The organism is Paenibacillus xylanilyticus (assembly GCF_013359935.1).
Classification (GTDB): Bacteria; Bacillota; Bacilli; order Paenibacillales; family Paenibacillaceae; genus Paenibacillus; species Paenibacillus xylanilyticus.
This window is the reverse complement of sequence record NZ_JABMCB010000203.1, coordinates 92,065-117,342: the sequence shown is the minus strand read 5'-3', so window position 1 is coordinate 117,342 and position 25,278 is coordinate 92,065. Positions and strand designations below refer to the sequence as shown.

Below are 25,278 nucleotides of genomic sequence, written 5' to 3'. Positions count from 1 at the left end.
GACTACTTGTGCATAATACAGATTAGCGCTTCCCACGCTGATTCTCGCCCCGAACAGAGACCACGTCGACAAATGGACGAATGCGGTCCATCAAACGCTGACCCTTGTTCGTCTCCTCGCCATCCCTGCTCGTAAAGCTGAGATGCTTCTCAAGCCCATCCAGATTATAGTTGGACGTATAGAACGTCGGTTTGCGATTCATGCGGTAGTTCAAAATGGAGCCCATCACATGATCCCGAACCCAAGGATTCAGATTCTCTGCGCCAATATCATCGAAGATAAGCAGGTCACAGCTTTTGAGAATATCTGTCGTTTCCTTCAGTTTCTGCCCTTCAGTGATCATGGATTTCAAATCTTCCACAAAATCAGGCATATAGATAATGACACCCGTATAACCCGCGACGGCCAATTCGTGCAGCAGATAACACATTAGAAACGTCTTGCCTGTTCCAAATGATCCTTCAAGAAACAGTCCTTGCGGAGACAACCCATTTTCCTTGGTCTCGTTAATATAACGCAGAACCTGATTCACCGCCGGAGCACGCATCCGATCCTTGCCCATAATTTCCACATCGTTATATCCGGCACTAAGTGCACGCTCGTCCACATAGAAGCTGCGGATTCTCTTCTTGATCACATGCTCATTTTGCCTTGCAATGTGCTTGGAACACGGAGCTTTTTTATCTATAATTTCGGGTTTACCGTTAAAATGCTCTACTTCCAGTTTGCAAAAGTGACCCTGGAAATCGTTAGGACAGTTGTCCAGGCCCGGACAATTCGCACAGTTCTTCGAATCTCGGGCATACTGATACAGCTTGCTCAGATCGGTCATGAGTTGTGCATCTTTCAATTCCGGATGACCTGCGCGGAATTCGCGTACGTACGGATCTTCCATCAATTCCGCCGCTATTCGCCGCGACTGCTCACGAAAGGAAGGATTCAGCTGCTGAAGCAGTCCTCCCAAGGATTCCATGGCTTCAAGCCCCCTTAATGTATTCAATATAGAATGAACCACCTGAATTTTACCAATAACCATGATGATGGCAGAGTATCCTTCGATCGATTGCAATTCTATTGTTCATTCTATAGAAACTCGAGGCATAACTCAACATGTTCCGGCTGGAAAAAACGATCTTCCTTCATGATGCAGCGCATCGCGGTGAAATCACATAATGACCATGACGCCTCCCTAGGGTTGAGGCTTAACGGTGCAGACCTAAGGTAACTATCTCGCAAGGGCCTGCCTGGATGGACCATTCTTTGCTGCCAACTGGTCCAGCAGAATGATCGGACGAAGCCAATTTCTCGCCCTTTTCCTCCAAAATGTTGCTCTTGTATGCCTCGTCGTATTGCTGTGTATTCAATTCAGCAGTTGAAAGTTGCAGCAGGGTTTTGCTCGGCACCATGTTGTACCAGCGCATCATCAGATCTCCTGATTCCTCATTTACTTTCAGTGAGGAGAATGCCATACCTTCTCCTTGCCACTCAAATGGCGTATGAGCTGATGACAGCATGCCTGAATGAACATCGGTTTGGACCAAAGTCCACGGCACCTGGAACTGGTAAGCCTCGATGTATGCACCTGACGATGCGCCATTTCCATCATGTGGAATGATCTCAATCTGGAACGAATGCTCTCCCAGACATTGTGCTTCCGGTGTCGGGAACAATCCCCAGTCTCCGAGTTCCCCCACAGCGCGCAGCAGCGTTACGGCAATCGTATTGCGTCCATCCTGAAGGACTTCATATTCATTCAGACCCAGATTGGCAACGACTAACCCAGCCTGTTCTTCGCTCACATCCACAAAACTTTGCTGATGCTGCGTATTGCTTGGATTTTGCCACTCTGGTGCGGGTACATTATCACGAGCAGCAATTTCGAACATGGAATCCACATGATGAACAGCAGTCTCCAAATCTGTCGGGAACAGAGCGCGCACACGATGATCCTTCGCCTGATTGTTGAACGTGGTTTCCAAACGAACTCCTTTTCCGCTGCGGCTTAACGACAAGAGCGTGCGAATGCGAAGCGTTACGGTTTGTTTGGACCGCTGTGCCTTGCGATGCGGATAATAGATCAGTTCCCGCTGTTCACGATCCAGCATCTCATCCGCTGACACCGGAATTTCCCAATGATGGACGATTTCGTAGGCAGCACGGTACGGCGTATCTTCAAGGATCTGGATTTCAGCTTGCAGCTCACTCGTCGTCAGAGCCACTTCGTTCTCCGGTTGCTTGAACATGTACTCGTTACCAATATCGCCAACATTCTCATACACGCCAAGATCCTTGTAAGTCCGGCCTGTTCGTTTATCCTTCAGTGTAAAGGAACCATTGTCTGCGATCTTTACGGCAACATATTCATTTTCCATGCCCCGTTCGCCACGCAACAATGTTGAGCCCATCGGATTGAGGTCTCCCTTAACATTCTCGGCTTGCGGCAGTTCACTTCGAACCCAGGCATATGATTTCAAGCCAAGTGCAGGCACATTTTCGGCTTCAAATGTAATTCTGACCCGGCGGCAGCTGTACGGCTGGCGGAATCGGTCATCCGGCAAATCATAACCAAACTGCAACCCCAGATCTTCTACTGTACACGGAACATGTGCCCCTTTTTCATCAACCAGAATGTGACCAGACAGGTCAAGCTTGTTCATTTGGGCAGCCATATCTTCCAGTGAAAAACCATCACGGAAGTATAAGCGAGCCGCATCCAACTCTATCTGAACAACACCACTGCGCTCCCAACCTGTCGTATTGAAGGTGATCAGTGGACGTGCATCCTCGCCATAACTTGCAAAGATCGAGGTATCCACCGAGGCAGCAATCTGGCTTGTGCTCTCTTCAATCATTGCTTCAGCGACATGACGGCTCTTCTCGAATCGTGTGACCATCTCGCGGTGAACCTCATCCACACTGCAGCCACAGATGCTGTCATGCGGATGATTTTGCATCAGCGTTTTCCAGGCATACGTCAGCTGATCATGCGGATAAGCATGCCCCAGCATATACGCGTAGGAGGCCAGCGGCTCAGCCACTTTTTCCAGCATCGCTTGACCCCATTGGTTCATCTGTTTCAAATAAACACGAGCCGAGGCCGTATTCACCAAGGTTCCCCAGCCATCGGTACGCTGGCTGCGCAGCTCTCCTTTGACGGTGGACAACTCATGCTCAGCCGATTCTTTCAGTGCAGTCAGGTAATCCGGAAAGTTGGAGTGAACGAACTCGATGTCGGGATGTAACTGCTCAGCCATCCGAATCGCTTCCGGCAGATCGCGTTGAATGGGCTGATGGTCGCAACCGTTCATATAGAGCAGCTCATTGGTCGAGGCATATTTCTCGGCGTCTGCCAGCTTGGTTTCCCAAAACTTGCGAGCTGATGCCTCGTCTACCGGAATTTCGTTACCGTTGGAATACCAATTGGCAAACAATACACCAAGCACTTTCGATCCATCCGGTCCTTCCCACATCAGCTCCGAGAAGCTGGATTCATATCCCGCATCCGAAACCGTATTATTGAAGCCTGTAGGTTTCACGCCTCGTCCAAAAAAGACGTTATCAATGCCGGATTGCAGCATCAACTGCGGAGTCTGTCCGACCAGACCAAAGGTATCCGGAAAATAACCGATCTTCGAGGGTGTACCGTAACGCTTGGCATCCTTATGTCCAACCTGCATGTTGCGGACATTGGCTTCGCCACTTGTCAGAAACTCATCCTGCAAAATATACCATGGCCCAATCACAATCCGTCCATTGCGGATATGCTTCTCCAGCCGCTCCTTCTGCTCCGGACGAACCTGAAGATAATCATCGATGATGATCGTTTGCCCATCTAAATAAAAGCTTTTGTAATCCGATCCCTGATCGAGCTGATCTAATAGTGAATCCACCAGTTGAACCAGCCGCATATGGTGCTTCTCATATGGCAAATACCATTCCCGGTCCCAGTGGGTATGTGAAATGATATGGGCTCTTTTGGTTTTGGTAGCAGCTTTATTCTGTTGTTCGGTCATTGCGTTATCCCACCTCTCCAGCTTGTTGTACAATCTCAACCTCATCCGGACGATACACGGTCTGCAGATTTCCTGAAGCATCTGTGGTGAAAAGCACAGAACGATTTCTCTCCAATCGGAACGCATATGAGGTACCTGTACGACGGTCTCTGACGTTTACCTCATGAGTTAGGGCAGACTCTGATACAAACACATACAGATGTCCTTTTGGAAAACTCAGCTTCCGTCCGTAGATTCCTGCAATGTCACCGAAGGCATTCCATTCCAGCTCCTGTTGGATACCCGCAATTCCAATCGCATAACGATATAATTCCGCAAGTGGCTCATCCCGTCCGTTTAACTCCAGCGGCAGTGGGGTCCATATTAACTTCCCTTTTCCCCATGGCAGAACGGTTACTTCATCTGGTGTAGTATTATCCCCATGAAGCAAGGACTCCTTCGCCACTTCGGCAATACGGCGCCGTCCATAGGTCACACGGTGATTCACTCCATTAATGTTCAGCAGCTCTTCTCGCTGCACGTTACCCAGACTGCGTTTACCCACGATATGATCTGCCCGGTCACTTGCCTTCCAGTATGCGTCCAGCCCCAGTGGTCCAGTGATGAGCAGGGTCGCTCCTTCCTTCTCCGTGAACGCGAGCAGTTGGCTTAGTGCGTCGTCATCCATATTGTGTGGACTCGGTACGATAATCAGCTTCGGCGGCTGCTGCTCAAGCGCCTCCAGATGATATTCCGATAAGGCACGGAACGGCAGTTTCAGATCATAGGACATCACACGAGTAAGCTTGGTTGTTGCATCATAGGCCAGGGAACGGTTGGAGAAGTCATTGGAGTATGGGAATACCACCGCAATTTCCTCCAGCTCACGATCTTCGAAGAGGTCACGAACCTTGTGCATGAACCGGCCAAAATCATAAGACACATCGGCCTCCGGCTTTTCTGTACCATCTGCACGAAGCGCCCCGATATGAGACTCATTGGCATTATCCATGTAGAAGTTGGTATTCCAGATCCATTGCACTGCTCCTGCACCGCCAGTTGAGAATGCATAGGCATATTTGCGTTCCAGAATGCCGCGCAGTTCTTCTTCCGTGCGTTTGGCCCGGCCATCCGGGGTTTCCACATACATGATGCCCGTTTCCTGGATGAGATTTGGTTTGTGTGGTGTTTTGGTGAAAATGCCGTCCCAAACCAGATCATCGTTCAGCCACCAGGAATGTACGGTTGTGTAATCCACTTCGCGTTCATAGAAGAACGGTGAAGGACGCTGTGCACCAAGGGCTTCGTCCTGCCCCACAGTGACCAAATGATCTGGTACCAGATCCTTGATTGTTCCTACGAGCTCTCTTGCCCAGACATTGTGCATCTCCATGGAAAAGAGACAATAATCGAGCCAGCGGGTTCCTTTTTTGGCCTTGTGCATGTCCTGTACATCAAAATTAATCTCTTCCGGCTCCGGGATGACCGCGGCCGCAAAGTTCGGAAGCTGCTTCGGTGACATGTTCCATGCCTCCTGCAGTGCTTCAATTGTTTTATGCCGCTGCTGAAGCCAATCGATAAAAGCCTGCTGTTCATGCGAATCCCTGGCCGAACGCGGGCCAGCTGAGAAGATGCGCACCGGGTCGAACATGGATGGCTCGTTGATCAGATCCCAATCCACATGCGTGGTATGCGTATGCCGACTGACGATGCTGCGGATGAAACGCTTCTGTGCATCGACACTTTGCGGGTCCAAATATGGATTTGTTCCTTCCCACGTTTCCGGTGTAAAGGAGAAGAAAGTGAACGTTACCTGCAGGCCGTGGCGTTTCGCCGTTAACAGGAATGCATCAATGGTACGCAGCACATCCTCTGCCATGTGGCCATCCACCTGCATCATATTGCGATAGGCCGTCCAAATTCCGGTCCGAATCCAGTTAATCCCGGCTTTCGCCATCTGTGCCATGTCCCGATCCCATACGTCGGCATTCGGTAGAAATAGAAATTTCCGGGCAACATCGGAGGTCATGTACGTCATGCCCACTACAGGCAGGGGTCGTCCATCTTTTACGAAATAATCTCTGCTGCGGGTAATGACTTCCCCTTCTGCCAGCAATGCAGCATCCTGGCCCCAGAAACCTTGGCGCAAGATCCGGACTTCCCCGTCAGGTGCTACCGCACGGCATACGATCCGGTACAGCCCACTCTCTACTGAAACCGGGAGTGGGAGGCGTGCAAACTGCTGCTCTCCGGAAAGTTCCATCTCCAGCCGATGGCTCCATACCTTCTCAGCTGTGCCACTTGTGCGATCCTCCCGTTCAACGGTCAGGTCAAATGTCCACCGCTCGGACGCTGTGCGTCTGTGTCCTGCCCGCTGTAGAATCTGGCCCTGAAGGGTAAGCACAGCCCGTTCACCTGGTTCGTAAGAGGCATAGTTCGGTTTCAGGGACAGTTCGGTTACCCCTTTGGCACAGAATTGTGCCCACTTCACAAGCTCGGCAGCACCGTTCTCCTCCCAGAACGAAGCAGTCAGCGGCAGATGCACAAAAATCCATCGTGAACCGGCAAACGTACTGCGGGAGTTCTCCCACAGGACGACCGGAGCAGCGATGCTGCGTCCATCCTTGCTCACTCCGCAAAGCAGCGGATAGATCTGCGTGCTCATTGGCCCGGCCGACCCCATCTGGTGAGGAAGGTCACTGGATTTGGTGGTATGCGGGACCAGATTCCACGTGTCTGCAATCTCGAACAGTCCCTCTTTGCCAGCAAGCAGCGGGATCTGCACAGAGGATGTGTAGGTTTGTACGTTCGCTGAAGATACGTTCAGCGCCTCATGAATATAAAGTTCCTGGTGATACGCGGTCTGCTCTGACTCCACAACCCAAGCTCCATCCTCATCCCGGACAGGACGCTTGAAGGGAGCTCCACCCACACTGATCAGGCTTCCTCCCTGATGCAGATAGGCTGCAATTTCCGTCCAGGCGGATTTGGGGAAATAGGGTGCATGCAGATTCACCAGACAGCCCTTGCCTGCAGCTGCTTTCAACACCTCAGCCAGTTCGCCTGCACCTGCAACGACAATCTCTTCAGCACCTTGCCATGCATCCAGAACCTGACGGGATGGCAATTGGCCTTCCACCGGAAAATCCGGATCGGAGAAAACAATCAGCTTTTGGTCATTCACATGTGCACGGCTCATAACAGGCCATCCTTCATGGATTTATAGACCAACTGGGAGAATAGGCTGTTGGACCATGCAAACCATTTTCTTGTAAAAATCGTCGGATCATCGGCGTGAAAGCCTTCATGCATGTAACCTGTATCTGCATCCGTCGCTTCGAGCATGCGAATGATTTCCAGCTTCTCCTCGGCAGACTGTGCCGTTAGTCCCTGCATGGATAAACCCATATGCCAGATATAATCCGGCGGTGTATGCGGGCTGCCGATCCCCTTCGCAACCTTGCCCTCGTAATAGAACGGGTTCTCTTTGCTCAGAGCAAAACGGCGGGTATTTTGGTAGATCGGATCATCTGCTGTTACGTAACCCAGGTACGGAATGGACATCAGTCCTGGTGTACCGGCATCGTCCATGAGACAGTAATTGCCGAAACCATCCGTCTCGTACGCATAGATGGGCCCGAATTCCGGATGACGATAAATACCGTACAGCTGAATGCCGTGATCCACGTCCTGCTCCAGATCCTTAAGCTCCTGCAGCAGCGCCATATCCCGGAACACCCACTCGGCGAACTCCTGCATCTGGCGCAAAGCTACAACCGCAAACATGTTGCCTGGAATGTTGTAGTGAAAATCGCATGCATCGTCGCTGGAACGGAAGCCGGACCAGATCATGCCCGTATAGTTGACCGGCATGCCCTTCCCGTGATTACGGAGAGAGTCTGTCGGAATGCCGTTATTCCGCGTGAAGCGATATGGAGATTGTTCCATGTGATGCTGTTCCACTTTGAACAGGTCCACGATTTTGCGCATCGCTGCCTTGAAGCTTGAATCGAAAATGTCGGTCAGCTCGGTTTCCTTCCAATATAAATAGGCCAACCGTATAACAAAGCAGAGCGAATCAATCTCGAATTTGCGTTCCCACACCCATGGCGACATGTCGGTCTCATCCGTGGTGTTCCAATGCCAGTCATTGGCTGTCTCATTGAAGGCATTGGCATACGGATCAATATGAACATACTGGATATGGCGCTTGATCAGCCCGCCGATGATCCGCTGCAGGTCCTCATCTTCCTTCGCAAACGGAATGTAATGTACAACCTGTTCCACGGAATCGCGCAGCCAGGAAGCCGGAATATCCCCGGTGATAACAAAAGTCGTGCCATCCTCCATCAGCTTCGTCGTCGTTTCGATTGTATTGGGAAAACAGTTCTTGAACAGCTGAAGCAGCTTCGGTCTGTGAGCCAGCTTCTGTTCCGCTTCTGCGATCACTGCCTGAATGGATTGCGGCAATGCAACGGGCGGCATGGGTATTTTGGGTAATCTGAATTGTTCCATGGATGAGTGCAACTCCTTAAACGTATTGAATAGTGTAGCTATATAAGATGAACCCATAAACTTTACACTTAGCCACTACGATTGCAGTACCATCTTCCGATCGCTGTTATCCCCGGATTTTTTGGATTCCCTTCTCCAAAGGGAAAAATCCCGTGATAAACGCGACCGCTCTGCTTCTCCAGACTGGTTCTGCACTCTTCGTTAACGTGTAAATATCATTTTCAGTACATCTTACATAGCTCAAAGATATTTCAAAAAGGTTTACCGCAGCAGCACGGTTTTGATTTCGTAAGGTTTAAAAGATAACGTAATCTGACCATCAGTACTGGTCAGCGGCTCGCCCGCTTCTTCCAACGCGTTGGAAAGACAGGCTAGTTCAAAGGCATGCGGCCATTGCAAGGTTACACGTTCACGTTTGCCTGAAGATTCATAGAAACGAAGTACCGTGCCGTGTCCATCCTCTGCCATTTTGACCGTATCCAGAATGACGTGCTTGCTATCAAAATCAATCCATGCTCCGGTTGCCGGGCGAGTGTGAGCGGCAGTAGTTACTGCTTTCTCCGTACTCTGTTGTTCCCGCTCCGCCTGCTGTACCGTCACCTCATGATTCAGCTCGGCAGCCTGACGTACCGTATGTGCACTTCGCCAATCTCCTTCGTGTGGATACAGGGAATACGTGAATTCATGTTCTCCCAGATCGGCCGTCCGGTCAGGCCACTTTGGTGCACGCAGCAGGGACAAACGGATTGTGCTTCCCTGTACGTCATACCCGTATTTGCAATCGTTGAGCAGACTCACGCCGTATCCATATTCCGATACATCTGCGAACCGATGTCCACAAACTTCATACTGAGCCTGTTCCCAGCTGGTGTTGCGATGCGTTGGACGTTCCAGTGCGCCAAAGGGAATCTCAAATGTTGCCTTGGAGGTCACCACATCGATTGGAAAACCAACTTTCAGGAGCTTGTGATTTTCATTCCAGCTCACCTGTGTCTGGAAGTCAATCCGCCGTGAATCATGGTAGAAGACGATATCTTGCGTAATCACCGATTGATGGAGCTTCCAGCGGAACCGCAGTACATCCTTCGTTGTACCGGCCAGCACCAGCTTTTTCTCCAAGAGTTCCACTTCGCCAGCAATCTGTTCTTCATAACGGCTGTCAATATCCCATGCATCCCAGAGCGTTGGACGGTCATGGAAAAAGTGAAATTGATTGCCCCGTTCACCCGGCTTCAGCATCTCTCGTTCTGCAGTTTTATCCCACAGGCGAGTGATCTCTCCACGTTCGTTAAACTGAATATGATAAAATGCGGTATTCCAGGTATCGTTAAAGGTCGGTTGCCCGGCAAGGTTCATCATTTCGCGTACATTCGTTTCCCTTGTATTTTCCGGTACCAGCCAAATCGTCTTATATCCAAACGCCGGGATGTCCGTCACGAGAATTGAAATGGTTCCATCCTCCCGATCCATCCGCAGACGCTGACCCTCTTCATCTATTGCGTAACGATCAATTCCATCGTGCAAGGGGAGCTGAACGACTGAACTGCGTTTCCAGCCCAGACTGTTAAACACAACATAGGCCACTGAACCCTCTGGACCTTGCGTGTTAATGCCCTTCGTCAATGCTGCAACACCTTGATCCAGTCCGGTTCTACCCAGTTCAAATACTTGTACATACTCCTCATCCGAAGTCACGTATGATTCCGTGATTGCTGAACCAGGAATGATATCGTGGAATTGATTCAGCAAAATCAGCTTCCAGCCATCATGCAGCGCCGAACGCACTTTGGCTTCTGCCTGCTCCTCCATGTCCGGTAGAGCGAGTGTATTCCACAGCTCGGCTTCACGATACAGGACCTCTGCTTTGCGGTTGTTTCGCTTGTTGCGTGCATGAGTCGTATACGTACCCCGGTGCAGTTCCAGGTACAGATCACCGTGCCATTCAGGAAGTGCAGGCTGCCCTGCTTCAATTCCTGCAAAAAAAGCTGCGGCTGTGCTGTAGCGACTTGCAGGCTGTCCTACCATCAAATCTGCCCGGTCCACGTACTCCAGCATCTCGCGTGTTACCCCACCGCCGCCATCTCCGTGCCCATACAGGAGCATATGCTCGGGATGTGCCGCTTTTTCGCGATAGGACTGCCAGTGATCATGAATATCCTTCGGTAATGTGTGTTCATTGACACCATGATTGAGGTAGGAAAGAATCGGTGTTCCGTCAATGCCAACCCAGTGAAAGAGATCGTATGGGAATACATTCGTATCGTTCCATCCCAGCTTCGTCGTCATGAAATAGTCCACCTTGCCATGCTTCAAAATCTGAGGCAGGGAAGCACAGTACCCGAATGTATCCGGCAGCCATTCAATCTGAGATGTCCTGCCGAATTCCTCCATATAAAAACGCTGACCATATAACATCTGGCGAATCAGGGACTCTCCGCTTGGAATGTTCAGATCCGGCTCAACCCACATGCCGCCAACCAGCTCCCAGCGCCCTTCGGCAATCCGCTGCTTCACCCGGGCATACAATTCTGGATCATGCTCCTTCAAAAAGGCATACAGCAAGGGCTGACTCTGGGAGTACACATAGTCCGGATATTCATTCATGAGTGCATCCACGGTCGAAAAGGTGCGACTCGTTTTGCGTACGGTCTCGCGCACAGGCCATAACCAGGCAATATCGATATGAGACTGCCCCACCATATGTTCGAGCCCTTCCGCATTGCCGCCAATCTCGCGCACCTGATGCCTCAGGCTCTCCTCAATATGGCGAATACCCTTCCCCTGCTGAATCCCTTCATCTGTCATGCCAACAAATTGGTCCATCGCACGATAGATGGCTTCCAGCAGACGAACCCTCCGGAAGTCACTTTCCGGCAGCAGCACGGCCGAATCACGCACAATGATGACCGTATACATCAGACTCCGAACCGCTTCGTTCGGTCTTACCAGCAAGCTGGCAATCGATGTGATCGGCGGCTGAATAACCGCCTGTTGATTCAATGGATCCACCGGTTCAGGCACCGGATCGAACAGCTCGATTTCAAGCTTGGGATTCGTGCCGATGCTGGACGGGTCCAGCGTAACGTACGTATGATTGCGGTCCAGACCCTGATAAGAATGCCCGTTCACCCGCAGCAAACCTTCGCCTCCCGATTCAAATACAAGCCCGAATGGAGCCTGGTTCCAGGAAGAAGGGACCTCCAGATGCGTCCGAAAAAAGTAGGTGGTTCCCTGCGTGCTTGGAAAACGATCGAGGCCTTCTCCCTCCGGATAAGGCCCTTGATTCTCATATTTTCCCGGCACGTCATAATAAGCGCGGGTAATTTCCCAGCTGCGGAGCTCCACTTGCTCCAGCCACTGATGTTCGGACAGTTCGCGGATAAATCGTCTGATGCGTTCCACTGTTTTACGCCTCCTTTACCGTCAGCTCGGCCATTTGCGTATCCTTCACATTGCCGCCGATATGAATATGAAATTGACCCGGTTCAACGACGGGCTTTAATTGCCGTCCGATATATTGCAGCTGCTCTGCCCCAATCCGGAATTCAACCGTTTGTGTCTCACCAGGCTCCAGGTTTACTTTTGCAAACCCCTTCAGTTCCTTGGCAGGACGAGTCATTAGGCTAATCACGTCCGTGACATACATCTGCACTACTTCCGCCCCCTTACAAGGACCCGTGTTAGTTACATTGACTGATACTTTAACTGATTCGCCAGCTGTCATGGATGCCCTGCTAAGCTTCGGCTCGCTATATTCGAAAGTGGTGTAGCTTAGTCCATAACCGAACGGATAACGAGGCTCCAGATCCTCTTCGAGGTAACGCTTGCCCCGGGAACGTTTGCCGTTATAGTAGATGGGTAACTGACCGACATGCTTCGGAATGGAGATCGTCAATTTGCCCGACGGATTCACATCGCCAAATAGAATGTCTGCAATGGCATGCCCGCCCTCTTGACCTGGGTACCATGCCTCCAGAATGGCATCGGCATGTTCATCCACCCAAGGTTCAGTGATGGGACGGCCATTGATGTAGACAACGATCAGCTTTTTGCCAAGCTTGTGAATTTCCTGAATGAGTTCCAGCTGTACTCCCGCAAGCCCTAGCGTCATACGGTCAATACCTTCGCCGCACTCCATATCATTCCAAGAATCATCAGACACATTGGATGCACCGGTCTTCAGATCGATCGTTCCTTCCCCGAAATCACGGGCACTTGAGCCGCCAACCACCATGATGACAGTATCTGCCCTGCCGGCAATCTCAATGGCATGCTCGAAGCCTTCTCTGGAATCGCCTTTAATTCGGCAGCCTGGCGCGTAGAGTACCTGTTCCGGTTGACTGGACGGATTAGCTCGAGATGCTCCATCCACATGTACAGCTTCGTTCCCTGCAAGCTTGCAGCGGATCCCATCCAGTACCGTTGCCACTTTGGTTTTGGGTTGTGGTGACGTGTAATCCCCCAGCTGATTGTAGGCATGATCCGCATTTGGTCCAATTATGGCAATTCGACCAGCCCCTGTTGTAGATAGCGGAAGCGCGGATTCCGCATTTTTGAGCAGGACAACTCCTTCTGCAGCCAATTGGCGTGCCAGCTGGATATGCTGCTCACTGCCAATCACTTCTGCTGCCCGGTCGGCATCCACATAAGGCTGTTCAAACAATCCCAGTTTGAATTTTAACGCCAGTACGCGGCAAACAGCCTGGTCCAAAACCTGCACATCAAGCTTGCCCTCCGAAACAGCCTGCACCAGATACTGTCCAAACATCTCACCGGACATTTCCATATCGATGCCTGCCTGAATGGCCTGGACAGATGCATCCATCCCATCGGCTGCGACATCATGCCCGCCTGCCAGCATGTTGATTGCGCCGCAGTCCGTAATAACCAGACCGTCAAAGCCCCAGTCTTTGCGCAAAACATGGTCCAGCAATTCCGTATTCACCGTACAAGGCGTGCCATCAATTTCGTTATAAGCCGGCATGATGGACGCTGCACCGGCTTCCACCGCTTTGCGGAATGGATACAGATCCACCTCCATTAACTCGCGCCAGCCCATGTGTACAGGACCCGCATTGCGTCCACCTTCCGAGCTGCCGTAACCGACAAAATGCTTCAGCGTCGCAGCTACCGCATCCTCCCGGTCAAGACTTTCTCCCTGAAGTCCCTCCACGGAGGCAACCGCCAGTTCCCCAATGAGATACGGATCTTCGCCGAAACATTCCTCGGTACGTCCCCAACGCGGATCACGTACGACATCCAGTACCGGAGAATACGTAACCGCACCGCCTTGGGCACGCGTCTCTCGTGCTACCGCCTGGCACATCTCACGGTACAGATCCACGTTCCAAGTGCTGCCGAGCAGCAGAGGTACGGGATACACTGTTCCGTCAATCGCCATATGACCGTGAGAGCATTCCTCCCCAATCAGGATGGGAATACCCAAACGGGAATGTTCTACAGCATAGCGTTGAATCAAGTTTACGGCTTCTGCACCATCTCTTGCGGATAAACCATTTTCAAGCGTAACTCCGGTCCATGGATCGGCTCGAAGCGCACCATAGAGAGAGCCGACGCCGCCGTTTTCCACTTGCTCCTTAAAGGACTCACTCAGCGTGATGTTCCCCTGATCATTTATATATGTCTGCCAGCCAAAAGGCTGGATGAGTTGGCCTACCTTTTCTTCCGTAGTCATCAGGCTCAGCAGGTGCTGTACCCGTTCCTCTACGGACTTGCTCTTGTCCTTGTATGTCATCATCCTGTAACTCTCCAATCCTATAGAGTGTTCCGGTTACTCTTTGACCGCTCCCACCGTCAGACCTTGTACAAAATAGCGCTGGAAGAACGGATACGCGAATATAATCGGCAGCGTTGCCAGCACGACCATCGCCATTCGGGATGTATCCTGCGGAATGGACTGCATGGCTGCCAGACTCATGGAACTGTTTGCGGAGTTTTGCTGGATAAACTGGATGCTCGACTCAATCCGCATCAGCATGGATTGCAGGGGTACCAGATTGGGGTTATCGATATATAACAACGCATTGAACCAATCGTTCCAGTAACCGAGTGTACTGAACAAGCCGATGGTTGCCAGCCCTGGCAGGGACAATGGAATCACGATTTTCATAAATGTATAAAACTCGCCGGCGCCATCAATTCTCGCGGATTCAATAACCGCATCCGGCACACTGGTGGAGTAGAACGTACGCAGAATCATAATATAGAAGGCATTCATTGCCAGCGGCAGAATCAGTGCCCATACGGTATCTTTCAGTCCAAGCAGCTGGGATACGACCATATAGGTCGGAATCATCCCGCCGTTGAACAACATGGTCAGGATCGCAAACACGGAGAAAAACCTCCGGTATCTGAAGCTCTTGCGGGAAATGGCATATGCATACAGGGACATGAGAATCAGACTGATGATCGTCCCCAGTACCGTGACCAGAATGGTAACCCCATACGCACGCAGCAGCGTATCTCCACTCTGCCAGACAAACTGATATGCTGCGAGACTCCATTCCGCCGGAATCAGGCGGTACCCATCACGGGCCAATGCCTTTTCATCCGTAAACGAGATGATGACGACAAATATAAAAGGAAATACACAGATCAGAGCGAATAAACCGGCCATGATGTTCATAATGATGTTCCAGCCGCTGGATACATGATGGAAGTCGCGTTTTTTTACGAGTTGAGCCACAGTGGTTCACTCCTTTCCCTTGTCCTAGAATAAGCTGCTATCTTTATCGATCTTGCGCACCACATAGTTGGAGATGATAACAAGCACAAAGCCCACGATCGATTGATACAATCCGGCAGCCGTACTCATGCCAATCTCACCACTTGTTTTCAAACCACGATACACATACGTATCAATGACATTTGTAACGGAATAGAGCGTACCCGAATCCCTTGGCACCTGATAGAAGAGACCAAAGTCGGCATAGAAGATGCGGCCCACAGCCAGCAACGTCATAATTGTAATGATCGGCGAGAGCAACGGAATCGTAATGTTGCGAATCTGCTGCCATTTGCTCGCACCGTCGATCATTGCAGCTTCATAGAGCGAACGGTCGATGCCCAGAATGGAAGCCAGATAGACGATACTGTTGTAGCCAATCGTTTTCCAGAGTGCGACAAAGATTAGAATGTACGGCCAATACTTGGCTTCCGAATACCACTGAATAGGTTCCACTCCAAACCAGCCGATGATCTGATTCAACATCCCCCGGTCCATGCTCAGGAAACTGAATACAAAGTAACCTACAATGACCCAGGAGAGGAAATAAGGGAGGAACATCCCTGTTTGATATATTTTGGCGAGCCGTTTATTAATGAGCTCCGAGAGCAGGATTGCCAAACCTACGGCAAACACCAGCCCCAGGAAAATGATGGCGATGTTATATAGAAGCGTATTTCGGGTAATGAGCAGCGCGTCATTGGTGCTGAACAGGAATTTGAAGTTGTCCCAGCCCACCCACTCACTCTTTGCAAGACTGGCCCAGAATCCTTCACGACTGAACCGGTATTCCTTGAATGCCGCTATAGTGCCTACCAGGGGCAAATAAGAGAAGAAGAAGAACCAGATGGCGCCTGGCAGCACCATGAACAGCATGACTCGGTTTCTTATCAGATTTTTCAAAAATGCAGTCATTTGGATATCCTCCTTCAGGCTTGAATGAAAAAAAGAATCGGACGCTACATGCAGCCGCCCGATCCTACGAATGTAACCTTACTTATTTTCCGCTCTCCAGGCATCAAGCTGGCTTTGGGCTTCAGCCATCACCTTCTCAAGACCGGCTTGATTGAACTTCTCAATGACCTGATCCAAGTTGGTCGCAGGGTCCAGCGTACCGGTCATCAATGCGGCCCAGTATTGTTCTTTCACGTTTTGTACAGCTGTCAATTCAGCAGAAACGTTGCTTGCATCAAAGTTGAAGCTGAGGATTGGGGAGTTTACGCCTTCAGCATTAAACTTCTTGAACTCATCCCATTTGTTATCCGGATCGTTGCTGTTCAGATAGAGCAGCATGTTGTTACCAAGAGAATACGATGGCATGTCGTAGTTTTTCGATTCAGCCAGGTTTTCCATATGTGTGTCATCCACTTTTTTGTAGTGCGTGCCCTCGATACCGGAATCCACCATGTTGCGCAGTACTGGGTCGGTATTGAGCAGATTCAAGAATTCCATTGCTTTTTCCGGATATTCCGAGTTGGCAGAGATCGCCATAATGGAGCCTTGTACAGAAGTGTTTGTGATGATCGCATCACTTGCCGGTGTGGAAACGACAGGGTATCCGTAACTTGCAGACCATTGATTGTCAGCCAGCGGTTGAGTCTGTGCGCGATCCAGGAACCAGTTGCCTGATGTAGTCAGGTCATTGGTTGAACCTGTTGTTGCCGCCTCTGCAGATACATAGCCAGCTTTGTAATATTTATTCATTGTTGTGAGCGCTTCCTTCATTTCAGGAGTCTCCAGGATGTTCACGAGCTTGTAATCTGTAGTGTCCAGTTTAATGGCCATTGGCAGATTCTGAATGACATAGTCATAAGGGACATAAGGAACATAGTTTTTATCCATTGCAAATGGTGTCACACTTGGCTCATTTTCCTTGATTGTTTTGAGCAAAGGTTCGAGACTATCCAATGTACGAATATTGGAGATGTCCAGATTGTATTTGTCGAGCAGCGTTTTGTTGAAACGCCATACTTCTTGCTGCGGAAGCTCCTTGTTGGCAGGAATACCGTAGTTGTGACCATCGACTTTGGAACCGCTGAGGAAAGCCGGGTCAATGGTATCCATCAGTTCCTTGCCGTATTCAGGAAGCAGTTCATCCAGCTCCATGAACGCGCCTTTTCTGGCATTCTGTACATAGTCAAATCCGCCCGACGCGGTAAACAGAATATCCATTGGCTCACCGGAAGCGACATTCACCTGCATTTTCTGAGGGTAGTCACCCCAATCGACCATTTTCATGGTTACGGTTGCATTAATTTTTTCCTTGGTATACTTGCTGACTTCTTCCATGACCTTGTTCACATCTTTTTGCGGAGTACCGATGGTGTACCAGATCAGTTCGACTGAGTCATCCCCAGCCCCGCCGGATTCCGAAGCACTCTCACTTCCACCGCAGGCACTCAGTACAAGTGTAACGGCCATCAACATGGACAGGACGAGAGAAAAACTCTTTCTTTGTTTACGCATGATTTAGATCCTCCCTTTTCGTTTTCCCTTAAGCACTAACGAACTAACTGCTATAACCTTATCGAATGAAAGCATTTTCAAAAAGAAGATAAACTTAAGTTTTCGAGGTACAAATTAAAGGGAAAACATCTTTTCACCCTTAATTTATCCCTGCCACCCCGAAATAACTTACACCAAAAAGACATCCCGAGTTACATATGGCACCATGCTTCTTGTATCATGCCTTGTATTTCGGGATGCCTATTCAGTCAGTCAGACGTATTCGTCCTGATTCCCTGTGAATTAACCAATAACCTTGAAATCCGTGGGAGAAATGCCTACATATTTGCGGAATTGTTTATAAAAATAGCCTGTCTCCCAATACCCCACATTTCTTGCAATCTCATGCACCTTCAGGTTGGAACTTCGCAGCTGCTCCTTGGCGCGCTCAATTCGGTATTTATTGATATACTCGGCAAAGGTTTCTCCGGTCTCCTTGTGAAATAATTGTCCAAGATACACTGGATGCAGATGATAATGTGCGCCAAGCAGTTTAAGGGAAAGCTCATCGGCGTAGTGTTTGTCGATATGCTGAAGCACCTGGTTGACGATTGGATTTTTCAGATCCTGAAGCAGAGATTCAATTGTTTCGGTTCCCACTTGCTGCAGGGCCTGCACCAGTTCGGCAAAAGTGCTGCTATCCAGCACCCGCCTTAGCCCTTTTTGGTAGATGACAGACTCATCCGTATGCTTGATGCTCTCCAATTCCATTTTGAAGCGTATAACCAATTCGAGGGCCGTATTCATCAGTTCCACAGGGGTCATTCCGTCACGATACTGTTCAAAATCGATTCGAATCCGTTCGGCCAGCTGTTCGATATTGCGGGATAACATCAGTTTGGCGTATTCCTTCCAGTCGATGGAGAAACGACTGCCTGCACTGCTCCCCGTTTCAAGGATCGCATGATCGATGACTTTAAGATCAGGGTAGATCATCACATACTGCAGAGCCCGCTTGGCTTCTCTGTAACTGGCGGGTGCCTGATGAATGCCCTTTGCCATGCTCCCCACTCCAATATAAGCCGACGGATGTGCCTCAGAGATCTGTCCGGATAAACCTGCAACGCAATCCATGAAAAGCTGTCTATCGGTCTGTTGGTCGTCCACATTGGCGATCATGACGATATCTCCATCCAAATCGTGAAAAGTGCTCACATACGGCTTGTCTTCCAGTAAACACTGGACCTGTTGAAATATGCCCGGCTCATCTCCCTTCGTACGAAGAATGGCGATGCCATAGCATGGACCGTCCAGTGTGAGATTCATGAACAGCGAACGCTCCTCGAATTCCGCCGTTGCAATTTGTCCCGTCAACCATCGATGAAGGATGTTGTCCTTCAAAATTTGAATGCCGTAGGCATCATAACTTGTTTTTGCCGGTACTTGATCCAGCTTGGAAGCCGTGTTGCGCAATGTCGATTCCAGTTCCTCCACATTAATCGGTTTGAGCAGATAATTTTCGATCCCCAGCTGCATGGCTTCCTTTAAGTATTCAAACTCATTGAACCCGCTGAGAATAATCACTTTGAGATCAGGCTGGACACGCCTTGCTTCACGAATGAGATCAAGCCCGTTCATGAGAGGCATGGAAATATCCGTAATCAGAATATCGACGGGTTGGGTAGAGATGGCATTTAGCGCCGCCTGACCATTACCGGCATGATTTACAATTTCCATTCCAAACGAAGACCAATCCACAATCTCGTATAACCCTTCAATAATAAACGGCTCATCGTCCACAATAAACACTTTGTACATGCTAAACACCTGTCCCTTCCGTATGAGGATAACGTACCCTGATCAGGGTTCCTTCTCCGAGCGTGCTCTCTATCGTTATTCCAAATTCCGGCCCATACAGGTACCGTAATCGACTGTGTACACTGCGCAGTCCAAACATTTGCCCCGACTCCTCTGGACGTTCCAGTTCTTGCAGAATCTCGGCCAACCTGTCAGGAGCTATGCCTTTGCCATTATCTCTGACTTCCACCTGCAGCACGTCACCCAACTCTTCCACCACAATGGATAGCTGATTATCCGAGCGTTCTGTCTGGATCCCATGCACAACATAATTTTCAATGATCGGCTGCAGGGAGAGCTTGACCACAGGATGTTGATTATGGACAGGGTCCAATTGGATGTTGTATGTGAAAATGTCCTTATAGCGGATTCGAAAGAGTTCGAGATATAGACGACAGGCTTCCATTTCGTCCTTCAAAGTATAGTTCTTTTTCTGCTGAACAAGGCTCTTGAACAGCACGGATAAACTGTAGATCATCTCACCAACGTCCCTTGCCCCCTGGGAGATAGCCCTCATTCGAATCACCTCAAGGGTGTTATAGAGAAAGTGAGGATTGATTCTGGCCTGAAGAGCAACCAGTTCTGTCTCCTTTTGTTTGATCTCGGCTTTGTACACCCGCTCAATATACAGGTTCAGTTCATCGAGCATGTCGTTGAAGCTATGCGAGATCTGGCCAAGCTCATCATCGCGGGCATCATCGATACGCGCACTGAGATTGCCATACTTCACCTTCTGGGTGAACCGGATAATGCGCCGGGTCCGTTTGGCAAAATTAATGATGAAAAATGCAGGAACCAACACGGCAAACAGGGTGCACACGATGCTGATCGAAATAATCGTATTGCGAATACCCGCATAGGTTTCAGCCATTTCTTCCACAGGAACCGTGGCCACGATGACATACCCCTGATCTGCCGAAACAAACTTGTTCACGTACATGTTTTTTTCCTTTTTCATGGAATCCATGTCCGTCTGATCAAAGAGCGAATCAGCGACTTCAACAAAAGGATACTTTTTCCCGTAATAATTACTGCTGGAGTCGAACAATACGTTGCCTTTTGCTGACAACACCACAATTTCGCCCTTAAAATTGCTCTCATAACTATCCAGCGCATTACCAATGCCTGCAGAGTCAAAAAAAACGAGGAACTGGCCCAGATTACGCAGGGTCTGTGTATTGTTTATTGGAACACGAATAGCGTACAAGTCTGGACTCCATTCATTAATCTCTTTGCGAATCCAGTAGTTCGGCGCACTGATATTAGGCGTCTCCATGGCCATGACGTCAGGAATATAGGAATGGGCCGCATTCGTGTCCAGCTTCTTGAATTGCTTATTAGGGCTGAACATGGACATGTCCTGACGCTCTGCACTATATAACATCAACTGATGAATGTCCGCGTTCCGATCCATGATGTTCTGAAAATGTTTCAATACATCTGCGGAGTAGTCATCCTGATTGGCGTAATATCCATTCGTCAGATGCTGAACGTAATCCGCATAGGTGTGGTTCATCAAATATGAAATATTGGCCGAGAGTGCCTCATTCTGATGCATGTCCCTCACCATATTTTGCACAGACTCATATTGCTGATGAATGTAGCGGTCCACGCTTTCCATCGCTGCTTTCTGGATGGCCAGCTCCCGACGGATCGTCGAGTCGGACACGGATAGAAAAATGATATAAGACAACGTAATAATTGTCACAATGGATATCATCGAGAAAATAAACAGCATTTTCATAAACATATTATTTTTGAAGAAATTATTGTAAACGCTAACAATTTTCAAATCGCAAGTTCCCCCCGATGCGGATGTCCTGTCTGAATTATATCATTTGCCTTCTGACATTAACTTCTCACCTTGAACTTTTCTTTAGTTTATACCTGCCTTTCTTTAATTTCGCCCTATTTGAAAATGCTTTCATGCACTATCGTTAACCATAAGTTTATATTTGTGTAAACGAATACCTTACATTGAGTCCACTTGAAGGAGGAACAGCATGACACGCAAACTCAAACCGAAAGGCATCATTCCCAAGGTAACCGCACTGGCCATCACGTCAGCCCTGCTAGGACAATTGATCGCCTCATCTGTTTATGCGGGGGATACACTTCCGTACACAGGTGACAGTGCCAAAGGCGCTAATCAGCCCTATCAGCATGGCTACACCTCTGCCCAGATCCTGAATTGGACACCGGAGAGTGATATCTATGGAGAACTGCTTCGTGCACATGTACCATTGCAGCCGCGTAATGATGCCTTTGCTGCCACGCAGGCCTACCCCGAGCTTAGTCCGGACACCCAACTGTTTACGATGAGTGGTGATTATGGCAACGCATTCTTTGACAGCACCCCTTATACCAACGAATTTAGCCAGTATCTGTTTAATTATTGGCAATATACAGACTATTATAGCTACTGGCATGGCATGGCTTCTGCCGGAGTACCGGAAGAGCTGTACGACCCGAACAAGGAGTGGACAGAGCGATATTTCGAATTTGGCATTCTGAACATTCCGAATCCAGCCTACACCAATGCCGCGCACAAAAACGGCGTCCGTTCCATTGCCAACATATTCTTCTCCGACAATGACCGTGGTCCTCAAACGTACAAGCAGATGCTCGTCCAGGATGAAGACGGGAATTTCCCCGTTGCTGTCAAACTTGCCGAGATGGCCAAGTACTATAATTACGATGGATACTTCTTCAATCAGGAAGAGGTAGCCAAAGGGGTTGCTCCCGAAGACATCCCATCCTACAAAAAATTCATGCAATATCTGCGAGATCAAGGCCTCTATGTCCAGTGGTATGACTCTACCATTAATACGACAGGTGAGATTCAATATCAAAATGAGTTCAATGAACTCAACAGCCCTTTTGTACAGGATACGGCCCTGGGCAGAGTTTCGGATTCCATTTTCCTCAACTATGTCTGGAACCATGAGATGCTCCGCGATTCACGCGATCATGCCGTCAGTCTTGGACTGGATCCCCTGGAAACCGTCTTCGCCGGAGTTGAAGGCGGTCATGACCGGTTTGGACGATGGAAGCAGCTCTATGACTTGCGCAACAATCTGGATGAGAACGGTCAACCCATGAACAGCATTGCGACGCTGGGGGCGGACTTTACCCACAATGCCCTTGATGAAGAGATGGGCGATGGCAGCACCAATCACAGGGCCGAAGACCAGTATCAATGGATGACCTTTGTACGCGATCGCGCCTGGTGGTCAGGACCAAATCAGGACCCAACCAATGCTCGCCGCAATGCGTCGGTTGATCTGTCGGATGTCTATGCTTCCGGTGCCAACTGGGATGGCATAGCCGCTTACCTTACAGAACGTTCCGTCATTAACGGTTCGAATTTTGCTACCAGCTTCAATACAGGACATGGTCTGCAATACTATGAAAATGGGACAGTGTCCAATGCTTCCGAATGGTCCAACATCAACATCCAGGATATTCCGGTCACCTGGCAGTGGTGGATGGATAGCGAAGGTGACAAACTTAGTGTTGATTTCGATTATGGTCCAACATATGAGAAAGGTGCCCGTTATCAATACAATTCCATTGGTGCCTTCAATGGCGGCAGCTCTATCGTTGTAAACGGCACACTGAATGCAGAAAATTTCCTGCGTCTCTACAAGACCGATCTATCTGTCAATGCTCAGTCCAAACTGGAGCTCACGTATAACAAACCATCGAGCAGCGATAAATCCAGCCTGCAGGTAGGGTTAATTTTTGAAGACGATCCATCCCAAGTGGTCCGGGTTGATGTACCGAATTCAGGCAAGCATACGAAAGGCTGGAAAACAGCTTCACTGGATTTGAGTGCCTATGCAGGCAAACAAATCGCGGCTTTCGGATTGATATTTGACCCCAATGGCACAACGGTTGAAAATTATCAGATGAACATGGGTGAAATCCGCATCTTTGACGGATCCGCTTCCAAACCAGACGCCCCTTCGGGTTTCCATATTGCCAAGTCACTGACCAACACGGATGAACTCGTTGTCGAGTGGGACATCGAAGACTATTCGAAGGTGAAGCAGTACAATGTCTACGAAAATGGTTCTTATGTTGGCGGGATCTATGATTCCACCTATTATATTAAATCCCTGAAAAAACGCTCCGGCGAACTGTCCATCCGTGCTATAGGCGCAGACGGCAGTGAGAGTGAGCCCGCCACTCTGTCCTATAATTTGGATGCAGCGGTTCAGGACATTCAAGTGAAATTTAACAAACAGGGCGACGCCACCGTCAGCTGGAAATATCCGAAGAAAACCAAAGGCAAAGAACCGATCCAGCTCACATTGCAAACCGAATACGCAAGGGAACCTTTTATCAAGACCATTCAGGTCAAAAAAGGCAGATCTTCTGCCGTCCTGACGGGACTGCCAACCAATGGTGAACATTATGTGCTTAACATTGCCATCGGCAAACAAAAACCGGTCACGTTTACCGGACAACTGGCTGATCATCAGATTACACCATACGCGAAGGAAAAGGTTACGGTAAATGATGGAAAATACGCGCTTGCCCTACCTGATCTGGAGGATTGGTATAAGATTTATGTTTACGAAAATGAGGTACCACGCGAATTCGGAGTGACTTACGTTACACAAAAGTTCCCTTATATTATTCGGGGAAGAACGAAGTTGAGTGAAATGACCTTCACACCTGCCTCAAGCAGCAGCTCGCTGAAGCTCGTGATTGAAGATTACGCAGGTAATAAGGCCACAACCATTTTGAGATAAACGGTTTTAGCCGGTTAACTATTTATAGGTATTGAAAAATAAGGTAGATCACAGCCCTCTCACTTCCCAAAAGAAGTTGAAAGGGCTGTGATTATATTCAGAGAATATGTAATTTGCCCTACAATACACCATTCATCCCACCAAATATCCGACCTAAAACATTAAAATAGATCAGAATGATAGACAAGATAAGAGCTATGGGTAGAATGGACAGCAATTGCATTTTGTTTTTCGGAATAAAGAGCAATAAAACAATAATCATGATTAGATAAACTCCCATTAGTACTGGGATTAAATAATAATGGGTGTGAATAGGTAAGTAAGCGTTACGCAATTCAAATCCTTCAATTAGTAACATAGTGATTGGAAGGGATGAAACCATACATGAAAACAATCCGTTTCCATGCGCATACCAAATTATATAAGCACATATGGGAGATATCACTGCACATAAACCCCAGAATAGAATGGCTCTCACTGGGATAAAGTGTAGAAAAAGCACAGTGTAAACATAGTACACGGTAAGCATCGATCCAAAAAAAGCAAATGCTTTGACAGCAGCTACTTTGGGAGAATAACTAAAGACTGATAACAGTGTTGCAACAAATACCCATATACCAAGACGTCCGCCCATATCGTCAAATACGGGATTAATCCCCGGAGTATCCACAAGTTTTGCTGCCAAACCCAAAATAACTCCGATAAACACGGCATATATGATTGAAAAAAATGTTTGTTGTGTTGTCGGCCTATTTGCAACTCTAATTCCATTTAACTTGTCAGATCCCCCCATGATCTCCCTCCAATGTTTCAATCATTATTCTAATTAAGATATGGCAGCAATGGATAACGATAATCTGTTCGCATTTATTCAAAAAGCAAATTTGTAAAAATATTACCTCTCGACACTTCTAGTGTATTCATAGATAGGCTTACTTGCAAAAAGGCGAGCCTCCTTTTAAAT

13 protein-coding genes are annotated in these 25,278 nt (G+C 48.9%); 1 reads left to right on the top strand and 12 read right to left on the bottom strand.

Going from position 1 to position 25,278, the window contains the following annotated elements; all coding sequences use genetic code 11:
• Positions 1–22: 22 nt before the first annotated feature.
• The 11 genes from dnaI to HP552_RS31225 form a co-directional block, all read right to left on the bottom strand.
• Positions 23–973, bottom strand: coding sequence for a primosomal protein DnaI (gene dnaI / locus HP552_RS31275; protein ID WP_175399257.1), 951 nt, complete (start codon positions 971–973; stop codon positions 23–25).
• Positions 974–1,202: 229 nt separating this feature from the next.
• Complete coding sequence (locus tag HP552_RS31270; protein ID WP_175399256.1) at positions 1,203–4,013, bottom strand: alpha-mannosidase; 2,811 nt, start codon at positions 4,011–4,013, stop codon at positions 1,203–1,205.
• Between the two features lie 4 nt (positions 4,014–4,017).
• The gene (locus HP552_RS31265) at positions 4,018–7,191 is read right to left on the bottom strand and encodes an alpha-amylase family protein (protein ID WP_175399255.1); all 3,174 of its coding nucleotides are present in this window, start codon (positions 7,189–7,191) and stop codon (positions 4,018–4,020) included.
• Entirely contained in the window at positions 7,188–8,507 is a 1,320-nt protein-coding gene (locus HP552_RS31260; RefSeq protein WP_175399254.1) for a glycoside hydrolase family 125 protein, read from the bottom strand. Before HP552_RS31260 ends, HP552_RS31265 begins: the two co-directional genes overlap by 4 nt.
• Positions 8,508–8,768: 261 nt before the next feature.
• Complete coding sequence (locus tag HP552_RS31255) at positions 8,769–11,909, bottom strand: alpha-mannosidase (RefSeq protein ID WP_175399253.1); 3,141 nt, start codon at positions 11,907–11,909, stop codon at positions 8,769–8,771.
• Between the two features lie 4 nt (positions 11,910–11,913).
• The gene (locus HP552_RS31250; RefSeq protein WP_175399252.1) at positions 11,914–14,265 is read right to left on the bottom strand and encodes a glycoside hydrolase family 3 N-terminal domain-containing protein; all 2,352 of its coding nucleotides are present in this window, start codon (positions 14,263–14,265) and stop codon (positions 11,914–11,916) included.
• A gap of 33 nt (positions 14,266–14,298) precedes the next feature.
• Entirely contained in the window at positions 14,299–15,153 is an 855-nt protein-coding gene (locus tag HP552_RS31245) for a carbohydrate ABC transporter permease (protein WP_217506623.1), read from the bottom strand.
• Positions 15,154–15,237: 84 nt separating this feature from the next.
• On the bottom strand, positions 15,238–16,167 hold the full coding sequence (locus tag HP552_RS31240) for an ABC transporter permease (RefSeq protein WP_175399251.1): 930 nt from the start codon (positions 16,165–16,167) through the stop codon (positions 15,238–15,240).
• A gap of 78 nt (positions 16,168–16,245) precedes the next feature.
• On the bottom strand, positions 16,246–17,718 hold the full coding sequence (locus HP552_RS31235) for an ABC transporter substrate-binding protein (RefSeq protein ID WP_175399250.1): 1,473 nt from the start codon (positions 17,716–17,718) through the stop codon (positions 16,246–16,248).
• 282 nt (positions 17,719–18,000) lie between these two features.
• On the bottom strand, positions 18,001–19,515 hold the full coding sequence (locus HP552_RS31230) for a response regulator transcription factor (protein ID WP_175399249.1): 1,515 nt from the start codon (positions 19,513–19,515) through the stop codon (positions 18,001–18,003).
• 1 nt (position 19,516) lies between these two features.
• Positions 19,517–21,346 (bottom strand): sensor histidine kinase, encoded by a 1,830-nt coding sequence (locus HP552_RS31225; RefSeq protein ID WP_376769001.1) that lies wholly within the window; start codon positions 21,344–21,346, stop codon positions 19,517–19,519.
• Between the two features lie 211 nt (positions 21,347–21,557).
• Here HP552_RS31225 and HP552_RS31220 point away from each other — a divergent pair, with 211 nt between their 5' ends.
• A complete protein-coding gene (locus HP552_RS31220; protein ID WP_175399248.1) occupies positions 21,558–24,314 on the top strand; it encodes an endo-beta-N-acetylglucosaminidase in 2,757 nt (918 codons plus the stop codon).
• Positions 24,315–24,432: 118 nt separating this feature from the next.
• Here HP552_RS31220 and HP552_RS31215 read toward each other — a convergent pair whose 3' ends face one another.
• On the bottom strand, positions 24,433–25,107 hold the full coding sequence (locus HP552_RS31215; RefSeq protein WP_175399247.1) for a pepsin/retropepsin-like aspartic protease family protein: 675 nt from the start codon (positions 25,105–25,107) through the stop codon (positions 24,433–24,435).
• Between the last annotated feature and the right edge of the window lie 171 nt (positions 25,108–25,278).